The following is a 15951-nucleotide window of genomic DNA, read 5'->3' as shown; positions in this document are numbered from 1 at the left end:
TAATTGTATGATAGAAGTTAAAGACTTACATAAATCTTTCGGAAACGCTCATATTTTAAAAGGGATTACAACCACTTTTGAAAAAGGAAAAACCAATTTAATTATTGGCCAAAGTGGTTCTGGAAAAACAGTTTTCTTAAAATGCCTTTTAGGTTTATTTGAATACGAAAAAGGTTCCATTTCTTACGAAGGTAGAAATTTTAGTGCCCTTTCTAGAGATGAAAAAACCAACTTACGTGCCGAAATGGGAATGGTTTTTCAAGGTAGCGCGTTGTTTGATTCTATGACTATTGCTGAAAACGTAATGTTTCCACTTAGAATGTTTACGAAACAGAGCAAAAGTGAAATGAGAGATAGAGCCGATGAAGTTTTAAAACGTGTAAATTTGGATGATGCACATAATAAAATGCCAAGCGAAGCTTCTGGTGGTATGCAAAAACGTGTAGCTATTGCAAGAGCCATTGTCAATAGACCAAAATTTTTATTTTGTGACGAACCTAATTCTGGTTTAGATCCAAAAACGGCTATGGTCATTGATAATTTAATCCAAGAAATTACGGATGAATTCGATATGACAACAGTAATTAATACGCACGATATGAATTCTGTAATGGAAATTGGAGAAAAAATTATTTTCTTAAAAGATGGATTATTAGAATGGGAAGGTTCTAAGGATACTATTTTTAAAACGGACAACGAAGCTGTTACCAACTTCGTTTATTCTTCAGAGTTATTTAGAAAAGTGCGCAAGATGTACATCGAAGAGGATCAATAATTAGTTCCGCCTTATAAATACCGTATCTACTTTAAGCTCGTTCTTTAACCATTTTTGTAAATCGCGTTCTTTAGTTACAACCATACTATCAGATAATTCAACTTTCCATCGCACATTGGCAACGGTTACGGTATCTATGTTTATAAAATCTTTCGATTCTAACATTTTAGCATAGCCGAAATATTCAAGATCATTAAATCTTATTTTAGCATCTCGTGAAAGCGCGCTAAACGATACAGCATTTTTACTAGTATTTTTTGATTCAATCACTTTATTTAGATTAGAAATATTGGTTTCTAAATCTTCTATTTGCTTTTGAAGCCCATCAATGACGTTATCTTTTCTATCCAGGTCATCATACGCTCTATCCAGAGATTCGATTAAGCGGTCAGCACTTCTTGTTTTGTTAGCATTAATCACTAATTCAAAATTCTTTAGATTTTCATAATCTTGAATTTCATTTTGTAAGTCTGAAATCATTTCTTCACTTACATCCCCATTAAAATATAAACTTATTTCTCGGTTTTCAATTTCCATATGGTCTCGTTGTAACCATAAATTAGGGTTTGCCTGAATTTCGTTGGCTATAAAATCTTTATAATCTCTTTCATATTTACTTTCCTGTAATACCGTTAAAAATGTCCATATTGCAGGTATCATAACAATAATAGCGACCACGGTTGCAATTCTGGAAATACGTTTACGTTTGGCCGAATTTGCGTACTTCAGCATCGGAAAGCGCAATATCTTTAATACTAAGAATGTTGCTAATGCAATAAAAATGGTATTAATGGTAAACAAATACATTGCCCCACCAAAATAAACCCAATTTCCTTCTGCCAGTCCATAACCAGCAGTACACAGCGGTGGCATTAAGGCCGTCGCTATAGCTACACCAAAAATTACAGAGGCAATTGTTCCTCTTTTGGTTCGGGCGATAATAAGTGCTAAACCACCAAAAAATGCAATTAACACATCCCTAATATCTGGACGTGTTCGTCCTAAGAGTTCTGAGGTTTCTTCGCTTAACGGAAATAACCAAAAAAATAAAAATGCTGTCAATAAACTAAGCACAATCATTATTGCTAAGTTGATAAGCGACTTTTTTAAGGTATCAATATCATTTATGGCAATAGATAATCCCACCCCTAAAATCGGCCCCATTAAGGGAGAGATTAACATGGCACCAATTACCACTGCTGTAGAATTAGCATTTAGACCTATAGAAGCCACGAAAATAGAACAAACTAAAATCCAAGCTGTTGCCCCTTTAAAAGGAATATCTGCTTTAATTGCGGTAATTGTAGCATCTCTATCGGTGTCATCTCTAAAATCGAGAAGCTCACTCATAAAAGTTTTTACACTTGCAAATAACCCTTTCGCATCCTTTTTAACTGCGTCTTTCTTTTCTTCAACAGCAGCTTCCTTGTTCATCTCGTTAGTGATCTGCTTGTTTTTTTCTTCTTCGGAGAAATTGAATTTATTTTCGTCACTCATGATTTAAAAAAAATTTCGAATTAAAAATTCCAAATTCAGATAAAAATTAATTAGATTTTTTTATTTATAAAATTTAAAAACACAAAAAATGACTATCCATATTCTTCTCCAAAACTAGCTTTCACATTTTGAAGTACATTTTTAATATTCTGCTCTTTAGCTTTAGGAAAGATAAGTAATACTTCGTCTTTATCAACTATGATGTAATCATTTAATCCATCAATAACTACGACCTTACCTTTTTTAGAACGAATCATATTTCCTTTAGCGTTTTCTAACAATACCTTGGCATTGACTATGGCATTACTATTGTCGTCCTTGTTCAACTTATCGTAGAGACTGCCCCAGGTTCCCAAATCATTCCAATCGAATGTAGCGGGTATTACATACACATTATCACTTTTTTCCATTAAAGCATAATCTACAGAAATATTTTCTGCTTTCTCGTAGTTATTCTTAATAAAGTCATTTTCTCCATCAGTATTATAAGTCGCGTAACCACTTTCAAACAATTGAAACAATTCTGGCTGGTTATTTTTAAAGCCCGATATAACAGATTTTGCACTCCATATAAATATGCCTGCATTCCATAAAAAATTTCCCTGGCTAATAAATGATTTGGCCGTTTCATAATCTGGTTTCTCTCTAAATTGAGTTACCGATTTCACTTTAGGCACACTCAACGACCTCTCTTTATTGTATTCTATATAACCATAACCCGTATTAGGAAATGTTGGTGTAATACCTAATGTCATTAAAGCATCGTTAGACTCGCAATAATTAAAGGCTGTTTTAACGTTAAGACAAAATGCTTCTTCATCTTCAATCCAATGGTCGCTAGGAGCTACGATCATAACGGCATCTTTGTTTTCTTTCTGAATTTTTAATGAGGCATACAAAATACAGGGAGCTGTATTTCGCATTGCAGGCTCCAAAAGTACTTGACGTTTAGTTACTGTAGGTAGCTGATTAAAAACTAAATCCTTATAGCGCTCATTAGTAAGAATAAAAATATTTTCTTCTGGCATCAATTGCGCTAAACGACTAAACGTTTTCTGAATCAACGTATCTCCCGTACCCAACATATCGTGAAACTGCTTTGGAAAATCTTGTGTACTAACTGGCCAAAACCTTGAACCTACACCACCTGCCATAAGTATGGCGTAATAATTTTTATTCTTCTCCATATTCTATCAAGCATTTCCCCCGCGGAGAAATTGTTTTTAATTAAACTTCATTTTTTATCACAGCATTAGTCTTCCAATAATTCCACTTCTGCATTTGGATTAAACAAATATAACTTACCAGTTTTAACTTCCATACATTCAAACCGTTTTCTTCTTTGTTTGCCTTGCTTAAAAATTCTTCCGTTATATAATTTGAATTCTTTACCCAATGGAACTTCAAAAACATAACTTTTGTCATTGGGTTCATTATAGCTTTTTAGTGCCAAACTCAATTGTGTATCCGTATCACTTGATGCTTTAGGATTTTTAAAATGTTTGGCTAATAAAGGTAATAATTCCGAAGGAAAAATCTCTGGACGTAAAAATGGCAACATTAAATGCTGAAATGTTTGTTTCCATTCTTTCCCATGCGGTTTTATTGATCTACCGTAGAGATTGTAAGCTTTAAAATGTGCGATTTCATGAATTAATGTGATTAAGAACCGGTAACAATTTAAATTAGAATTGATTGTAATTTGGTGTTTGTCGTTGGGAAATTCCCTATAATCGCCATGTCTAGTCTTGCGTTCATTTTTTACTTTTATGACCAAATTATCAACGTTTAACAATTCTATAATCATTGATTTAGCTGAAGCCGGAATGAATTCTAAAAGGGGTGTCTGCATCGCGGCAAAAATACGTGATTCACTTATTATTCACAACAATTAACTAAACTCCACAAACCAAACACTGTATAAACCACTTATAGACACACGTTTTAATCAGCATCGAATATTCCAAATTGCCGCAGACATACATTCTAAAATTATTGCGTTTATCGAAAGCAAAAAAAACACAATATTAAAATTTAAACACCATTGTTCTACTTTTCTTTTTATTCAATTTCAAAACCATTAATCTTTAACTACTATCATTTCTGAATTATTATTTACCTTCAAAAGATACAGTCCCGTAGCCGCAGAATGCAATTTTATATTAGACGTCGATGTAAGCGCGTGAAACGTTTTTGTTATCTCAATCTTTCGACCTCTAATATCAAATACCTCAATAACATCAGAATTGGTAGTGTTAGTAATAAACAGTTCTCTATTGGTGGTTGGGTTAGGATAAATCTTTTGATTCTTATCATCAAACTCTTCAACACTTAGAGTACCTGTAAAATAAGGTACAGCAAAACTAAAAACATCTTCTGCCACCGCTTGACCGATAAAACGCCCAGGAATGTCATCGGCTGGTGGATGAATCCCTCCCCAAATTCTACTTAAACTTGTTTGATCTGATGCATCTCTATACGTTGCCCATTGCAAAACAACATCTTCAGAAGGTCCTTCTTCAAATACTAAAAACTCATTTTTCTTAGCCACAAACTCACCTAAACCTCCTGGAAAAAATTCATCTCCAGTCATCATAGTCATTAATTCGGCAGCCGCTCTAGAATAGGTTGAATGCCCCGATACAAAACCTGCAAATGGTGGAGTTACAAAGGTTGGTCTTTGATATGGAAACCATTCATCAGCCAAAACCCACCCTACACCAGCTTGGTCTGTTTCTGTATTACCAATGGCATCATGCCCTAACCAGGTATATAATTTAATTTTTCCTACAAATTGGTTAAAATTACCTGCTAAAGGATCACCTTCTTCAATGACCTCAATATAACCATCAATTAATTCGATGCCAGCAACATCATAATTATCTAATGACGGATCCGTACTTTGACCTCGTTGTGCCATAAAGCGCAGTGCAGATATTGGTCTAATATAATCATACCAACCTTTTATACTCCAAGCCGATATAGCCGAATCGTGCATACCGCCACCTAACACAAAATAGGTTTTAACGTCCCACTCTAAAGGATCTAAAATTTGGCCTTCACCTTCAAAACGTTTTTCAAAATCCGGATGATCACTAACATAATTTAAGAGGGTAAACCAATGGCCAGGAGGGGTTTCTGAATCTGGACCATCTGCCCAGAATTCTGCCAAAACCCTGGTATAGTCACCTCGTGGCACAACATTGGTCTCATATGGATTACCAGTAACGGGATTAATAGCATGTCCATTACTTGACGTTCCACCTTCAAAAAAATCATAGAAATTTGGATAATCTGCATAGTTTGTTGGAAACGTGCTAATATCTACATTACCTATAGAACTTGGCGAGATATCCCACATAACATTATCACTAGGATCTAAATGAGATTGCCAGACGGACACCATTGAAAAACCCCATTTATAAGCCTCACCCTCAGGTGTGTTTTCAGTAGAAAGATTCGGAGGATTTAAAGGATCGTGATACACATTAAATGTCTGCCCATCCCTTTCGTAAGTCACTTTATCTTCATCATTTAACGCAAAAGTGTGAACATTTCCCCATTCCGGACTTAAAAACGGAATAACAGTACCTTCAATAACATTTCCTGATTGATCTATAAAAGTGTCCAATCCTAACGGTTGCCAACGATTAGGGTCGTTAATTGGTGGGTTATAAAACGCATTAAAAACATAAGGTTCATTGACTGGTTGGTAATAGCCATTATCATAATCTGTTGCTTCTCTTGAACCATCTCCTAAACCATAGTCTATTAAGGTTTGCCCAACAAAATTACCAAAAGCCCCGGCATCTCCGTCATCATATAATAAAGAGGTCATCGCTGTGTCGTAACCTAATTTATCCATTATCATATCGAGTGTTTCTTGCGAAATCAATATGTTAGGCGAATTCTGAAAGCGATGAGACAATAAGCGATACATGGCATAACTTATAGCTGTTTTTCTAGAATTCTCTATACTTTCTGCTGGAACAAAATCCTCTAGTGTACTAGTAAATCCATTTAAGGTGTTACCAATTAAATATGGCCTTGCCTCATTATCATAAATTGCCCAAATATCGTACATCGCAACACTGGCATGAAACAAGTTTCGAGCATGTATAGTTGGTCTTGCATAATCTCTTCTAATAGATTCAAGTAAAACTTCATTCCATAGACGTGCAATAGAAATGTTTTCGGGAAGTTCATCCAGCCCTAAACTAATTTGAATTGAGGTTGCCATACTATTACATTGTGCCCCAACTTCAGATACAGTAATTGTACCTGTTTCTTGTAAATGCCATTTTACTGTAATTGTATCTGTTCCTTGACCACTTAATATTTCACCCCCCGAAACACTCCAATTTGCAGTAGACCCACTATTTAAAGCATAACTATATACATCCGTTGACAAAAAGTAAGACGAGACATCACCTACAATAGTGTTCGATTCTATATAAGTACAGGAACCATCGTCTAGCGTTGCTTCTGGATTATAACTACACGACAATACATCTGTACAACCAGATATTTTCTGGCTTGGTATAATATCCAACACATGAATACCTTGACCTTCAATTGCTTTAATAGTAACGTTGGCGTCTAAGTTATTATAGGTTTCAATTATACCTGATGGCCATTTTATCTGTAATTCTGTAATTTCTGTGGCGTCATTCAAACCAAAATGAACTGGTTTTAAACTTTGGGATAAGAGACCAACGCCAGCGTGATAGCGTTTTAAAGTTCCGTTTACTGTGGTAAGTGTTATTATTGTGCCAATGGCATCTCGATTAGAGGTTGTGCCTTGTAATTGAATTTTAAACCAATGTAAAGAAGTGTCTTCATCATTAAAGTTTAAAATTTCATTTTCATATAAAAATGAGGGTCTATCACTATTTGAAACAAACAAATCTAGATCACCATCATTGTCATAATCCCAATCCATCGCTTCAACACTGATGGTCATTTCGTTTAATCCTAATTCAGCAGAAGCATCTTCAAAAGTTACTTCACCTTCAACGGTAAGATTTCTAAAGTAAAAATTTGGATCGGCACCCGATTCAAAAAAATCAAAACCATTAGCAATAAACACATCCTCATCACCATCTAAATCGAAGTCCGAAAATTTTGTTCCCCAAGCCCAATCCGTATTGCCTACATTTAAGTTATCTGCTAATTCGATAAAGGTATTATCCCCACTATTTTCGAGAAAAAAATTATTCTCTATAGCCGTAATAAATATATCGAAGTCACCGTCATTATTGTAGTCTCCAAAAGTTATAGCCATATCGTCGCCTGCTGTTGCCAAACCATAATTTTGCGCTTGATCGTTGAAGGTAGCACCATTATTATTTATAAAAAGACTATTAGGGTCGCTTAAATCATTTGATACTAACAAGTCCATAAAACCGTCTTCATTAAAATCGAAGGGAAATGCCGTATAACTTGCTAGACCTTCATTGGCTTGTATTTCGCTAGAAACCGTTACATTGGTAAATGTACCATCACCATTATTTTTATAAAGTCGATTGCTCTCACACGCATTCCAATCATTAATATAGATATCTAAAAACCCATCGTTATTATAATCGAACCAAGTTGCGCCTGTATTCTGACATGCGTTAGTGGCAGGAAAACCAGCGTTTTCAGTAATATTATCAAACGTCCCATCTCCTAAATTTTGCCATAGTTGTACCTTAAAAGAATAGGTTAAAAATAAATCGGGAAAACCATCATTGTTATAATCCCCCCAAAACGCTCCGTTTTTGTTTCCTGACAGTCCAAAATAATCATCACCACCTTCTTCTGGCAATAATAAATCTTCAAAACCTGCAGATTCAGTAATATCCGTAAACGTTCCGTTGTTATTATTTTCAAATAATCGGCTTATTGTTTTTGGTCTAATAGGATTATCTTTTGACTTTGCTACAACAAAAATATCAAGATCATTGTCCCCATCAAAATCAGCAACCGCTACACCGTTATTTTCGGCAAGCTGCCCTAAACCAACAAGATTTTCGACACGATTAAAAGTTTGACTGTATAATTGATTACTAGAAATCAGACCAATAAACAAAAACAAGGAAAGCGATTTAAGATAGTGTAATTTTTTATTCATTATTCTAAATTTTTTGTTAAATATAAAAAAACCCTTAAGATTTTAATAATTCTGGTAAACTAAAATAATTATCAAACGTTTTAGTTGCTAGGTTTTTTAATTCATTTCTATAATCATGAGCTGTAAAACCAAACACGTCAAAACCACCATTGATAGCCGCAGTAACCCCAACCACACTATCTTCTATTACCACACATTCTGAAGGTTGAAAACCCATCGATTCTGCTGCCCATATAAAGACCGAAGGATCTGGTTTCCATTTCTGAATCGCATAACAACTAAAAACATGAGATTTAAAGTAAGGCCATAGCCCAGTTAATTCGAGATTGAGTTGAATTTTATTTTCTGGTCCACTGGATGCGACACAAAAAGGAATATCTAGATTTTTTACTACATCTAATACGCCTTCAACAGGCTTAATATGATTCTTAAATGTTTCAAATGAACGTCGCCTGTATTCTGATTCAAAATTTTTTGGTAACTCAACTGAAATTAAATTTGAAATTTGATTTATGCATCTATTTAATGAATTTCCTTTAAAATGTTGATACGCATAATCTAACGTAATATTAGCGCCCAATTCATTCGCCATATCAACCAAAGTTTGATTTCCTAAGGGTTCGCTGTCTACTAATACACCATCACAATCAAAAATTATACACTTATAGCTCATCCTTATAAAAATTACAAATTTCAATTCTTAGCTACTACAAATTTGAAATTCGTAGTAAAAACCGTTAACTTAGCTAGACGCTATTTTAACACTTAAAATTTCTTCAGATTCTAAAACTATGGCATTTATTGAGTATTACAAAATACTAGGTGTAGATAAAAGCGCTTCCAAAAGCGACATAAAAAAAGCTTATCGTAAGTTGGCTCGAAAATATCACCCCGATTTGAATCCAAACGATAAGGATGCTGAATTAAAATTTAAACAAGTTAATGAAGCCAATGAAGTATTAAGCAACGAAGAGCATAGAAAAAAATACGATAAGTATGGTGAAAATTGGCAGCACGGTGAAGCCTACGAACAAGCCCAACGACAGCAGCGCCAATCTAATCAACAACAACGCTATCAACGTACCTCTGCGTTTGAGGGATTTGAAGGATTTGAGGAAGGTAATCATTCCGATTTTTTTGAATCCATGTTTGGTGGCGGTTTCGGAAACCGGAGTGGCAATGTAAAATTTCGAGGTCAAGATTTTAATGCGCAGCTGCAACTGAATTTAAAGGATGTATATACCACTGAACAACGGGTGTTAACCGTTAATGGAAAAAACATTCGCTTAACCATTCCTGCCGGAGTCACTAATGGTCAAATCATTAAAATAAAGGGTAAAGGAGGTGAAGGTGTTAATAATGGTCCTCATGGGGATTTATTGATTGAATTTAATATTATCAATAATACCGAATTTAAACGTGAAGAAGCCAACCTGTACAAAACTGTAAACCTCGACTTATATAAAGCAGTACTTGGCGGTGAGGTTACTGTTAATACTTTTGATGGAAAAGTAAAATTGAATTTAAAGCCGCTGACCCAAAATGGCACAAAAGTAAAATTAAAAGGTAAAGGCTTTCCTAAATATAAAAAAGATGGTCAATATGGAGATTTATATATTACATATAATGTAGAATTACCAAAAACACTTTCCGAAAAAGAAAAAGAATTATTTGTAGAACTTTCAAAACTATAATTGATATGAAAGACACACATCTTATACCATTACCAAATTTATGCACGCATTACCAAATAGAAATGTCTTTTTTCGACGGGTTAAGTGAGTATGGTCTTATAGAATATATTTCGGTTGAAAAAACATTTTGTATACATCAAGATAAAATTGCGGATGTAGAAAAAATGATTCGCTTGCATAAAGATCTTCATCTTAACTTTGAGGGTATCGATACGGTTTTCAATCTCTTAGAAAAGATTGATTATTTGCAATCGGAATTAAACAGAACAAACAATAGATTAAGGCGGTTTGAGGATGACTAAAAATTTGTGTTAATTACTATAATCTAATTTTTTTTTAAACTTATAATATTCTATTATTTTTCCCATAGCGAATACTATCAGCCCGATTATTGCAGAAAAAACTAGTCCCGTTATAATTATAAAATTCCTACCAGTATCCGCAGTGACTTTCGTCAAGGCCAATTTCTGATCTGAAGTAATTTCGTTACCATTAAAAAAACCGTCATCATTTAAATCATATTTCTGTAATGCTATTTCGGATGTAATAGAAGAAAACGTTGCGCCGCCAATCAGAAAAAGATAACTTAATAAAAATACGGTAAAACTAATCCAATACCATTTCCAATTGCCAACTTTAAATAACGTTTTTCTTTTATATATTAAAACTGTTAGAACTAGAGCCGATATCATAGCCGGAATAATTAAATGATATGGCAAATTTATCTTAAACATAACTTGGCTTGCTCACAGTACAGCTTAACTAAGGAGTAGAATTAGAAACCTGCAATACTTTACCGTTATAAAACTGATTACCTGTTAGCGCAAAATTTTGAATATAACTAGCCATTTCCTTGGCCGTAGTTGGCGCTTTGTAGCCTGGAAATGCTTCTTCTAACATTTCGGTCTGTACTGCACCCAATGCCAAGACGTTAAATTGAGGTCCGGTATCTTTATATTCTTCGGCTAATAATTCTACCAAAGTAATTACGGCTCCTTTACTAGAACTATATGCAGATAATCCTGGAAACTTCATACTTCCTTGAATGCCACCCATAGAACTAATAGTCACTACATGCCCATCTGGTTTTATAAATGGTAAAATTGTTCTTGTTAATTCTGAGACCCCGAAAACATTGGTTTGGTAAATCCTTGTAAAATCTTGAAACGTTGTTTTATCAAAGGGTTTATTGACTATTGCACCAGCATTATTTATTAAGATATCGACATGCCCCCATTCTGCTTCTACAAATTCTACTACTTTTTGGTAATCCTCTTCAACACACAGATCAAAGGCGAAGGATGAAATGTTATCAAAATGCAAATTACTTACGGGTTTTGCATTTCGAGATAATGCCAAAACATTATGACCTTGATTGGCAAATAAATGAACGAGTTCAAATCCAATACCTCTACTTGTTCCTGTTATAATAATATTTTTACTCATCTTTTAAAACGACTTCTTTTGTTGGAGCATTCATCATCCCCTCTAATGCTGGAATAATCTTATTTATAAAGTTTGCCATGTGCTGATAATCCATTTTGTCAACCTCGTCATCAACGTGATGGTAAAAATCATAATTTGTAAAATCGAAAGTTGAAATGGCATGTGCTGGCATATTTAATTCCTTAAAAAATGGAAAATTATCAGACCTCATAAATAGGCCGAATTCTTTTGCTTTTGGAAAATAACCAACCACTTCTTCGCCTGCGTATTTATTTAAAGTTTCAGCAAAATTTGAACGCTCATAACCACTCATATAAGACATAGTTTCATTTTCTGTTCTTGGCACACCAATCATTTCAAAGTTGATCATTGTATAAGCGTTTAGACCTTCATTCTTTAAGCGTTCTGCCAAATGTGCTGACCCCTTTAAACCTAATTCCTCCGCATCATATAACGTGATCAGAATACTGCGTTTATTAGATTTTGTTTGTGCGAAATATTTTCCTATTTCCATGGCTGCTATTGTACCCGAGGCATCATCGTTAGCTCCATTCGCAATTGAATCACCATCTACTATTTTACCTACACCAATATGATCGTAGTGCCCTCCTAGAATAATATGTTCATTTTTTAATTCAGGATCATTTCCTTCAATGACACCAACAATATTATATCCCGTTAAATCATTTACCTTGAAAGAATCGCGATAAGTTTCAAAATAAGGTTTAATCCCATTGGATTTTAAATAATTTTCTATAAAAATTGCTGCATCCTCAATTCCTTTACTTCCTGTTGCTCGTCCTTCTAATAAATCTGAAGCCAGGTAATCCATACTTGCTTTAATGTCTATGGCCGTGATTGCTGGCTTAATAATTTGAGGTTTTTTGTGCGACGAACACGAAAAAGCCAATGTTATAATAAAGAGATGTAATAGATGTTTCATTTTTATTTTTTTATTTGAGTTTAAAGATAAAAAAAATCCTGATTCGAATTCCGTTAATTATCGGAACAAATCAGGATTAGAATATGGTCCCAAATAATATTAGAACCGTCGTATAAGTTATTATTACACTAACATCGTTACAGGATTTTCAATATAACCTTTTAATGTTTGAAGAAATTGTGCTCCTGTTGCGCCATCTACTGTTCTGTGATCACAGGCCAAGGATAATTTCATGGTGTTGCCCACAACAATTTGTCCGTTCTTAACCACCGGTTTTTCTACAATATTACCAACGGATAAAATCGCTGAATTTGGTTGATTAATAATTGAAGTAAAACTATCTATACCAAACATACCCAAATTAGAAACGGTAAATGTACTGCCCTCCATTTCATCTAAAGCTAACTTCTTATTTCTGGCTTTACCTGCATATTCTCTAACTGCTGCTCCAATTTGAGGTAAACTCTGCTCATTAGCAAATTTAACTACAGGTACCAATAAACCATCTGGTACGGCAACCGCAACCCCAATATGGACGTGGTTATTCAAACGCATTTTATCATCAAACCATTGCGAATTCACTTGTGGATGTTGTTTTAGCGCTAATGCACAAGCTTTTACAACGATGTCATTATATGAAATTTTAATGTCTGGGACAGAATTATATTGCGTTCTAAACGCTATAGCGTTTTCCATATCGAACTCTACATTCAAATAATAATGTGGCGCTGTGAATTTAGATTTTGCTAAGTTTTTAGCAATAGCCTTACGCATATTAGAGTTCTGAACTTCATCAAAATCTTCTTGACCTGTTGGCACAAATTTACCAACTGAGGCCGTTTGTGCTGACGGAGTAAAGTTTTCAATATCTTTCTTTACGATTCTACCATTTTCACCAGAACCATTCACTTGAGATAGAGTAATCCCCTTTTCCTCAGCCATTTTTTTCGCTAATGGCGATGCAAATATTCGTGAAGAGTCTGAACTTGATGTTGAATTAGAACTTGAAGTTTTCGGAGTAGTTTTCTTTTCTTCTACTTCTTTTGGCTCTGCTTTTGCTGTTTCTTTTTTGTTATCAGTACTTGAAGCTTCTTTCTTAGTATTACCTGCCTGACTATTGAAGTTTTTCACAATACTAGACACATCAGTTCCTTCCGGACCAAAAATAGCTAACAACGCATCAACTTTAGCCGACTCACCTTCTTCTAAGCCAATATGTAATAGATTACCCGATTGGAAAGATTCAAATTCCATCGTTGCCTTATCTGTTTCGATTTCTGCTAAAATATCACCTTCTTCAACCTCATCTCCAACATTCTTTAACCAAGTGGCCACCGTTCCTTCTTCCATGGTATCACTTAAACGTGGCATAGTTACAACAGTAACGCCTTCTGGCACATCGTCTTGGTTACTTAGTCCTGACTCATCATTAGACGTTTCAGATTTATCCTGTGTAGTTGCATCTTTAGATGCATTATCTTCTGATTTGTCATCCTCTTCTTTTAACGATGCGTCATCTGAAGACTTTTCTTCAGTCGATTCGCCGTCTAAATAACTCGAAATATCCTCACCTTCATCACCAATAATTGCTAACAATGAATCAACTTTCGCCGTTTCTCCTTCTTGAATACCAATATGAAGTAATGTCCCTTCATTAAAAGACTCGAACTCCATGGTTGCTTTATCAGTCTCTATTTCAGCTAAAATATCTCCTTCTTCAACTTTGTCACCAACTTTTTTTAACCAAGTGGCGACTGTTCCCTCTTCCATGGTGTCGCTTAAACGCGGCATATTTATTACTTCTGCCATAGCTTACTTTATTTTATGGTCTATAAATGGATAATCTTCTTGCTCGTATACAGCATCGTACATTACGTTCTTTTCTGGATATGGAGATTCATCTGCAAATTTCTCGCATTCAGAAACGAGTTTCTTCACCTCCTTATCAATAGCTTTTAAGTCTGCTTCTGTAGCGTATTCCTTTTCAAGAATAATATCTTTTATTTGCGTTATTGGGTCTATTTTCTTGTATTCCGCAACCTCATCTTTGGTTCTATAATGCTGTGCATCAGACATTGAGTGCCCTCTGTAACGATAAGTTTTAACTTCTAAAAACGAAGGTCCGCCTCCTTTTCTAGCACGTTGAATGGCTTCATCAAAAGCTTCCGCAACTTTAATAGGATTCATTCCATCAACAGGTCCAGATGGCATATCGTAGCCTAAACCTAATTTCCATATATCGGTATGATTAGCGGTACGCGCTACTGAAGTCCCCATAGCATAGCCGTTGTTTTCACAAACAAAAACTACAGGTAAATTCCATAGCATGGCTAAGTTAAACGTTTCGTGCAATGAACCTTGTCTTGCTGCACCATCACCAAAGCAGCATATTGTTACAGCATCTTTATCGTGATATTTATCACCAAAGGCAATACCAGCACCTAATGGAATTTGACCACCTACAATACCGTGACCACCATAAAACCGATGTTCTTTAGAAAAAATATGCATAGATCCACCGAGACCTTGAGAAGTTCCCGTCGCTTTTCCGAACAATTCTGCCATCACTCGTTTTGGATCTACACCCATACCGATAGGTTGTACGTGATTACGATATGCCGTAATCATCTTGTCTTTAGTTAAATCCATGGCGTGTAACGCCCCAGCCAAAACGGCTTCTTGGCCATTATACAAATGTAGAAAACCTCTAACTTTTTGCTGAATGTAAACTGCAGCAAGCTTGTCTTCGAACTTTCGCCAGAACATCATGTCCTCATACCATTTTAGGTAAACTTCTTTGGTTATTTTTTGCATTTCTCGATGAATTCTTTAAATAATATAGAATAACAAAAATAACACTTTAGACCATAAACAAGAAACACTATATCGTAAAAAAATTGACGATTAATGAATTTAATGCAACGAAAACACTATAATACTGAACTTTCAAAAAGTAGCGGCAGTAAATTAGCTAAGGAGTTTGATTTTACAACCTTGCCTTGTGCGCCCATAAAATATATTTCTATTGGTTGATCTTGTTTTATTTCGTATTCTGCAATAGATTGTCGGCATGCACCACAAGGAGGGATAGGCTTATCCGTTACTTGATTTTGAGATGATGCAGTAATTGCCATTTTTAAAATTTTAGCCTCTGGAAATTTAGCGCCAGCATAAAAAATAGCGGTGCGTTCTGCACATAGACCTGAAGGAAAACAAGCATTTTCTTGATTACTACCAATGACAACTTCATTATTATCTAGTAAAATAGAAGCACCTACATTAAATTTTGAATAAGGAGCATAAGCATGTTCTCTAGCTTCTATGGCAGTATTCATTAAATCTTGAATAGCTTTAGGGAGCTCATTGATAGCATCATACACTTCTAGTGTGGTTTCAATTTTGACTTCCTTCATAGTTTGCAATTTATTTTAGACAAAAAAACTATTGCTTTAATAAACAATAGTTCTTTTTAATTTAAAAA

The 15951-nt window shown here is 34.8% G+C and carries 14 protein-coding genes; 3 read left to right on the top strand and 11 right to left on the bottom strand.

The window, feature by feature from the left end; genetic code table 11:
* Nucleotides 1–7: 7 nt before the first annotated feature.
* Entirely contained in the window at nucleotides 8–775 is a 768-nt protein-coding gene (locus QMA06_RS14535; RefSeq protein WP_290207622.1) for an ABC transporter ATP-binding protein, read from the top strand.
* Here QMA06_RS14535 and QMA06_RS14530 read toward each other — a convergent pair whose 3' ends face one another.
* From QMA06_RS14530 to QMA06_RS14510, 5 genes are all read right to left on the bottom strand, one after another.
* Complete coding sequence (locus QMA06_RS14530; protein ID WP_290207620.1) at nucleotides 776–2272, bottom strand: DUF389 domain-containing protein; 1497 nt, start codon at nucleotides 2270–2272, stop codon at nucleotides 776–778.
* A 92-nt stretch (nucleotides 2273–2364) separates the two neighbouring features.
* Nucleotides 2365–3459, bottom strand: a complete 1095-nt coding sequence (locus tag QMA06_RS14525) for a mannose-1-phosphate guanylyltransferase (RefSeq protein ID WP_290207619.1) — start codon at nucleotides 3457–3459, stop codon at nucleotides 2365–2367.
* A gap of 65 nt (nucleotides 3460–3524) precedes the next feature.
* On the bottom strand, nucleotides 3525–4124 hold the full coding sequence (locus QMA06_RS14520; protein WP_290207618.1) for a SprT-like domain-containing protein: 600 nt from the start codon (nucleotides 4122–4124) through the stop codon (nucleotides 3525–3527).
* A 228-nt stretch (nucleotides 4125–4352) separates the two neighbouring features.
* Nucleotides 4353–8387, bottom strand: a complete 4035-nt coding sequence (locus QMA06_RS14515) for an FG-GAP-like repeat-containing protein (RefSeq protein ID WP_290207617.1) — start codon at nucleotides 8385–8387, stop codon at nucleotides 4353–4355.
* Between the two features lie 34 nt (nucleotides 8388–8421).
* Nucleotides 8422–9060 (bottom strand): HAD family hydrolase, encoded by a 639-nt coding sequence (locus QMA06_RS14510; protein ID WP_290207616.1) that lies wholly within the window; start codon nucleotides 9058–9060, stop codon nucleotides 8422–8424.
* Nucleotides 9061–9178: 118 nt separating this feature from the next.
* On the opposite strand from QMA06_RS14510, the gene QMA06_RS14505 reads away from it, so the two are divergent.
* Together QMA06_RS14505 and QMA06_RS14500 are read left to right on the top strand one after the other, a co-directional pair.
* Entirely contained in the window at nucleotides 9179–10081 is a 903-nt protein-coding gene (locus QMA06_RS14505; RefSeq protein WP_290207615.1) for a J domain-containing protein, read from the top strand.
* Nucleotides 10082–10086: 5 nt separating this feature from the next.
* On the top strand, nucleotides 10087–10383 hold the full coding sequence (locus QMA06_RS14500) for a chaperone modulator CbpM (protein ID WP_290207614.1): 297 nt from the start codon (nucleotides 10087–10089) through the stop codon (nucleotides 10381–10383).
* A gap of 9 nt (nucleotides 10384–10392) precedes the next feature.
* Here QMA06_RS14500 and QMA06_RS14495 read toward each other — a convergent pair whose 3' ends face one another.
* The 6 genes from QMA06_RS14495 to cdd all read right to left on the bottom strand — a co-directional run bounded on the left by QMA06_RS14495 (nucleotide 10393) and on the right by cdd (nucleotide 15883).
* Nucleotides 10393–10815, bottom strand: a complete 423-nt coding sequence (locus QMA06_RS14495; RefSeq protein WP_290207613.1) for a hypothetical protein — start codon at nucleotides 10813–10815, stop codon at nucleotides 10393–10395.
* Between the two features lie 28 nt (nucleotides 10816–10843).
* Nucleotides 10844–11527 carry an SDR family NAD(P)-dependent oxidoreductase gene (locus QMA06_RS14490; protein ID WP_290207612.1) on the bottom strand — a complete coding sequence of 228 codons (684 nt, stop codon included), beginning with the start codon at nucleotides 11525–11527 and terminating at the stop codon, nucleotides 10844–10846.
* Nucleotides 11520–12470, bottom strand: a complete 951-nt coding sequence (locus tag QMA06_RS14485; protein ID WP_290207611.1) for a M20/M25/M40 family metallo-hydrolase — start codon at nucleotides 12468–12470, stop codon at nucleotides 11520–11522. Before QMA06_RS14485 ends, QMA06_RS14490 begins: the two co-directional genes overlap by 8 nt.
* A gap of 123 nt (nucleotides 12471–12593) precedes the next feature.
* Entirely contained in the window at nucleotides 12594–14279 is a 1686-nt protein-coding gene (locus QMA06_RS14480; protein ID WP_290207610.1) for a pyruvate dehydrogenase complex dihydrolipoamide acetyltransferase, read from the bottom strand.
* Nucleotides 14280–14282: 3 nt separating this feature from the next.
* The gene (gene pdhA / locus QMA06_RS14475) at nucleotides 14283–15284 is read right to left on the bottom strand and encodes a pyruvate dehydrogenase (acetyl-transferring) E1 component subunit alpha (protein WP_290207609.1); all 1002 of its coding nucleotides are present in this window, start codon (nucleotides 15282–15284) and stop codon (nucleotides 14283–14285) included.
* Nucleotides 15285–15400: 116 nt separating this feature from the next.
* Nucleotides 15401–15883, bottom strand: a complete 483-nt coding sequence (cdd, locus tag QMA06_RS14470; protein WP_290207608.1) for a cytidine deaminase — start codon at nucleotides 15881–15883, stop codon at nucleotides 15401–15403.
* Nucleotides 15884–15951 lie beyond the last annotated feature (68 nt).

Source organism: Winogradskyella bathintestinalis (assembly GCF_030407435.1).
In the GTDB taxonomy this organism is placed as follows: Bacteria; Bacteroidota; Bacteroidia; order Flavobacteriales; family Flavobacteriaceae; genus Winogradskyella; species Winogradskyella bathintestinalis.
The sequence above is the reverse complement of the archived record's forward strand: the minus strand, read 5'-3'. Positions and strand labels throughout refer to the sequence as shown.

Bases quoted from the DNA above. Each gene is read 5' to 3' on its own strand.
- QMA06_RS14535 (WP_290207622.1), top strand. From the start codon at position 8: ATGATAGAAGTTAAAGACTTACATAAATCTTTCGGAAACGCTCATATT.
- QMA06_RS14530 (WP_290207620.1), bottom strand. From the start codon at position 2,272: ATGAGTGACGAAAATAAATTCAATTTCTCCGAAGAAGAAAAAAACAAG.
- QMA06_RS14525 (WP_290207619.1), bottom strand. From the start codon at position 3,459: ATGGAGAAGAATAAAAATTATTACGCCATACTTATGGCAGGTGGTGTA.
- QMA06_RS14520 (WP_290207618.1), bottom strand. From the start codon at position 4,124: ATGCAGACACCCCTTTTAGAATTCATTCCGGCTTCAGCTAAATCAATG.
- QMA06_RS14515 (WP_290207617.1), bottom strand. From the start codon at position 8,387: ATGAATAAAAAATTACACTATCTTAAATCGCTTTCCTTGTTTTTGTTT.
- QMA06_RS14510 (WP_290207616.1), bottom strand. From the start codon at position 9,060: ATGAGCTATAAGTGTATAATTTTTGATTGTGATGGTGTATTAGTAGAC.
- QMA06_RS14505 (WP_290207615.1), top strand. From the start codon at position 9,179: ATGGCATTTATTGAGTATTACAAAATACTAGGTGTAGATAAAAGCGCT.
- QMA06_RS14500 (WP_290207614.1), top strand. From the start codon at position 10,087: ATGAAAGACACACATCTTATACCATTACCAAATTTATGCACGCATTAC.
- QMA06_RS14495 (WP_290207613.1), bottom strand. From the start codon at position 10,815: ATGTTTAAGATAAATTTGCCATATCATTTAATTATTCCGGCTATGATA.
- QMA06_RS14490 (WP_290207612.1), bottom strand. From the start codon at position 11,527: ATGAGTAAAAATATTATTATAACAGGAACAAGTAGAGGTATTGGATTT.
- QMA06_RS14485 (WP_290207611.1), bottom strand. From the start codon at position 12,470: ATGAAACATCTATTACATCTCTTTATTATAACATTGGCTTTTTCGTGT.
- QMA06_RS14480 (WP_290207610.1), bottom strand. From the start codon at position 14,279: ATGGCAGAAGTAATAAATATGCCGCGTTTAAGCGACACCATGGAAGAG.
- pdhA (WP_290207609.1), bottom strand. From the start codon at position 15,284: ATGCAAAAAATAACCAAAGAAGTTTACCTAAAATGGTATGAGGACATG.
- cdd (WP_290207608.1), bottom strand. From the start codon at position 15,883: ATGAAGGAAGTCAAAATTGAAACCACACTAGAAGTGTATGATGCTATC.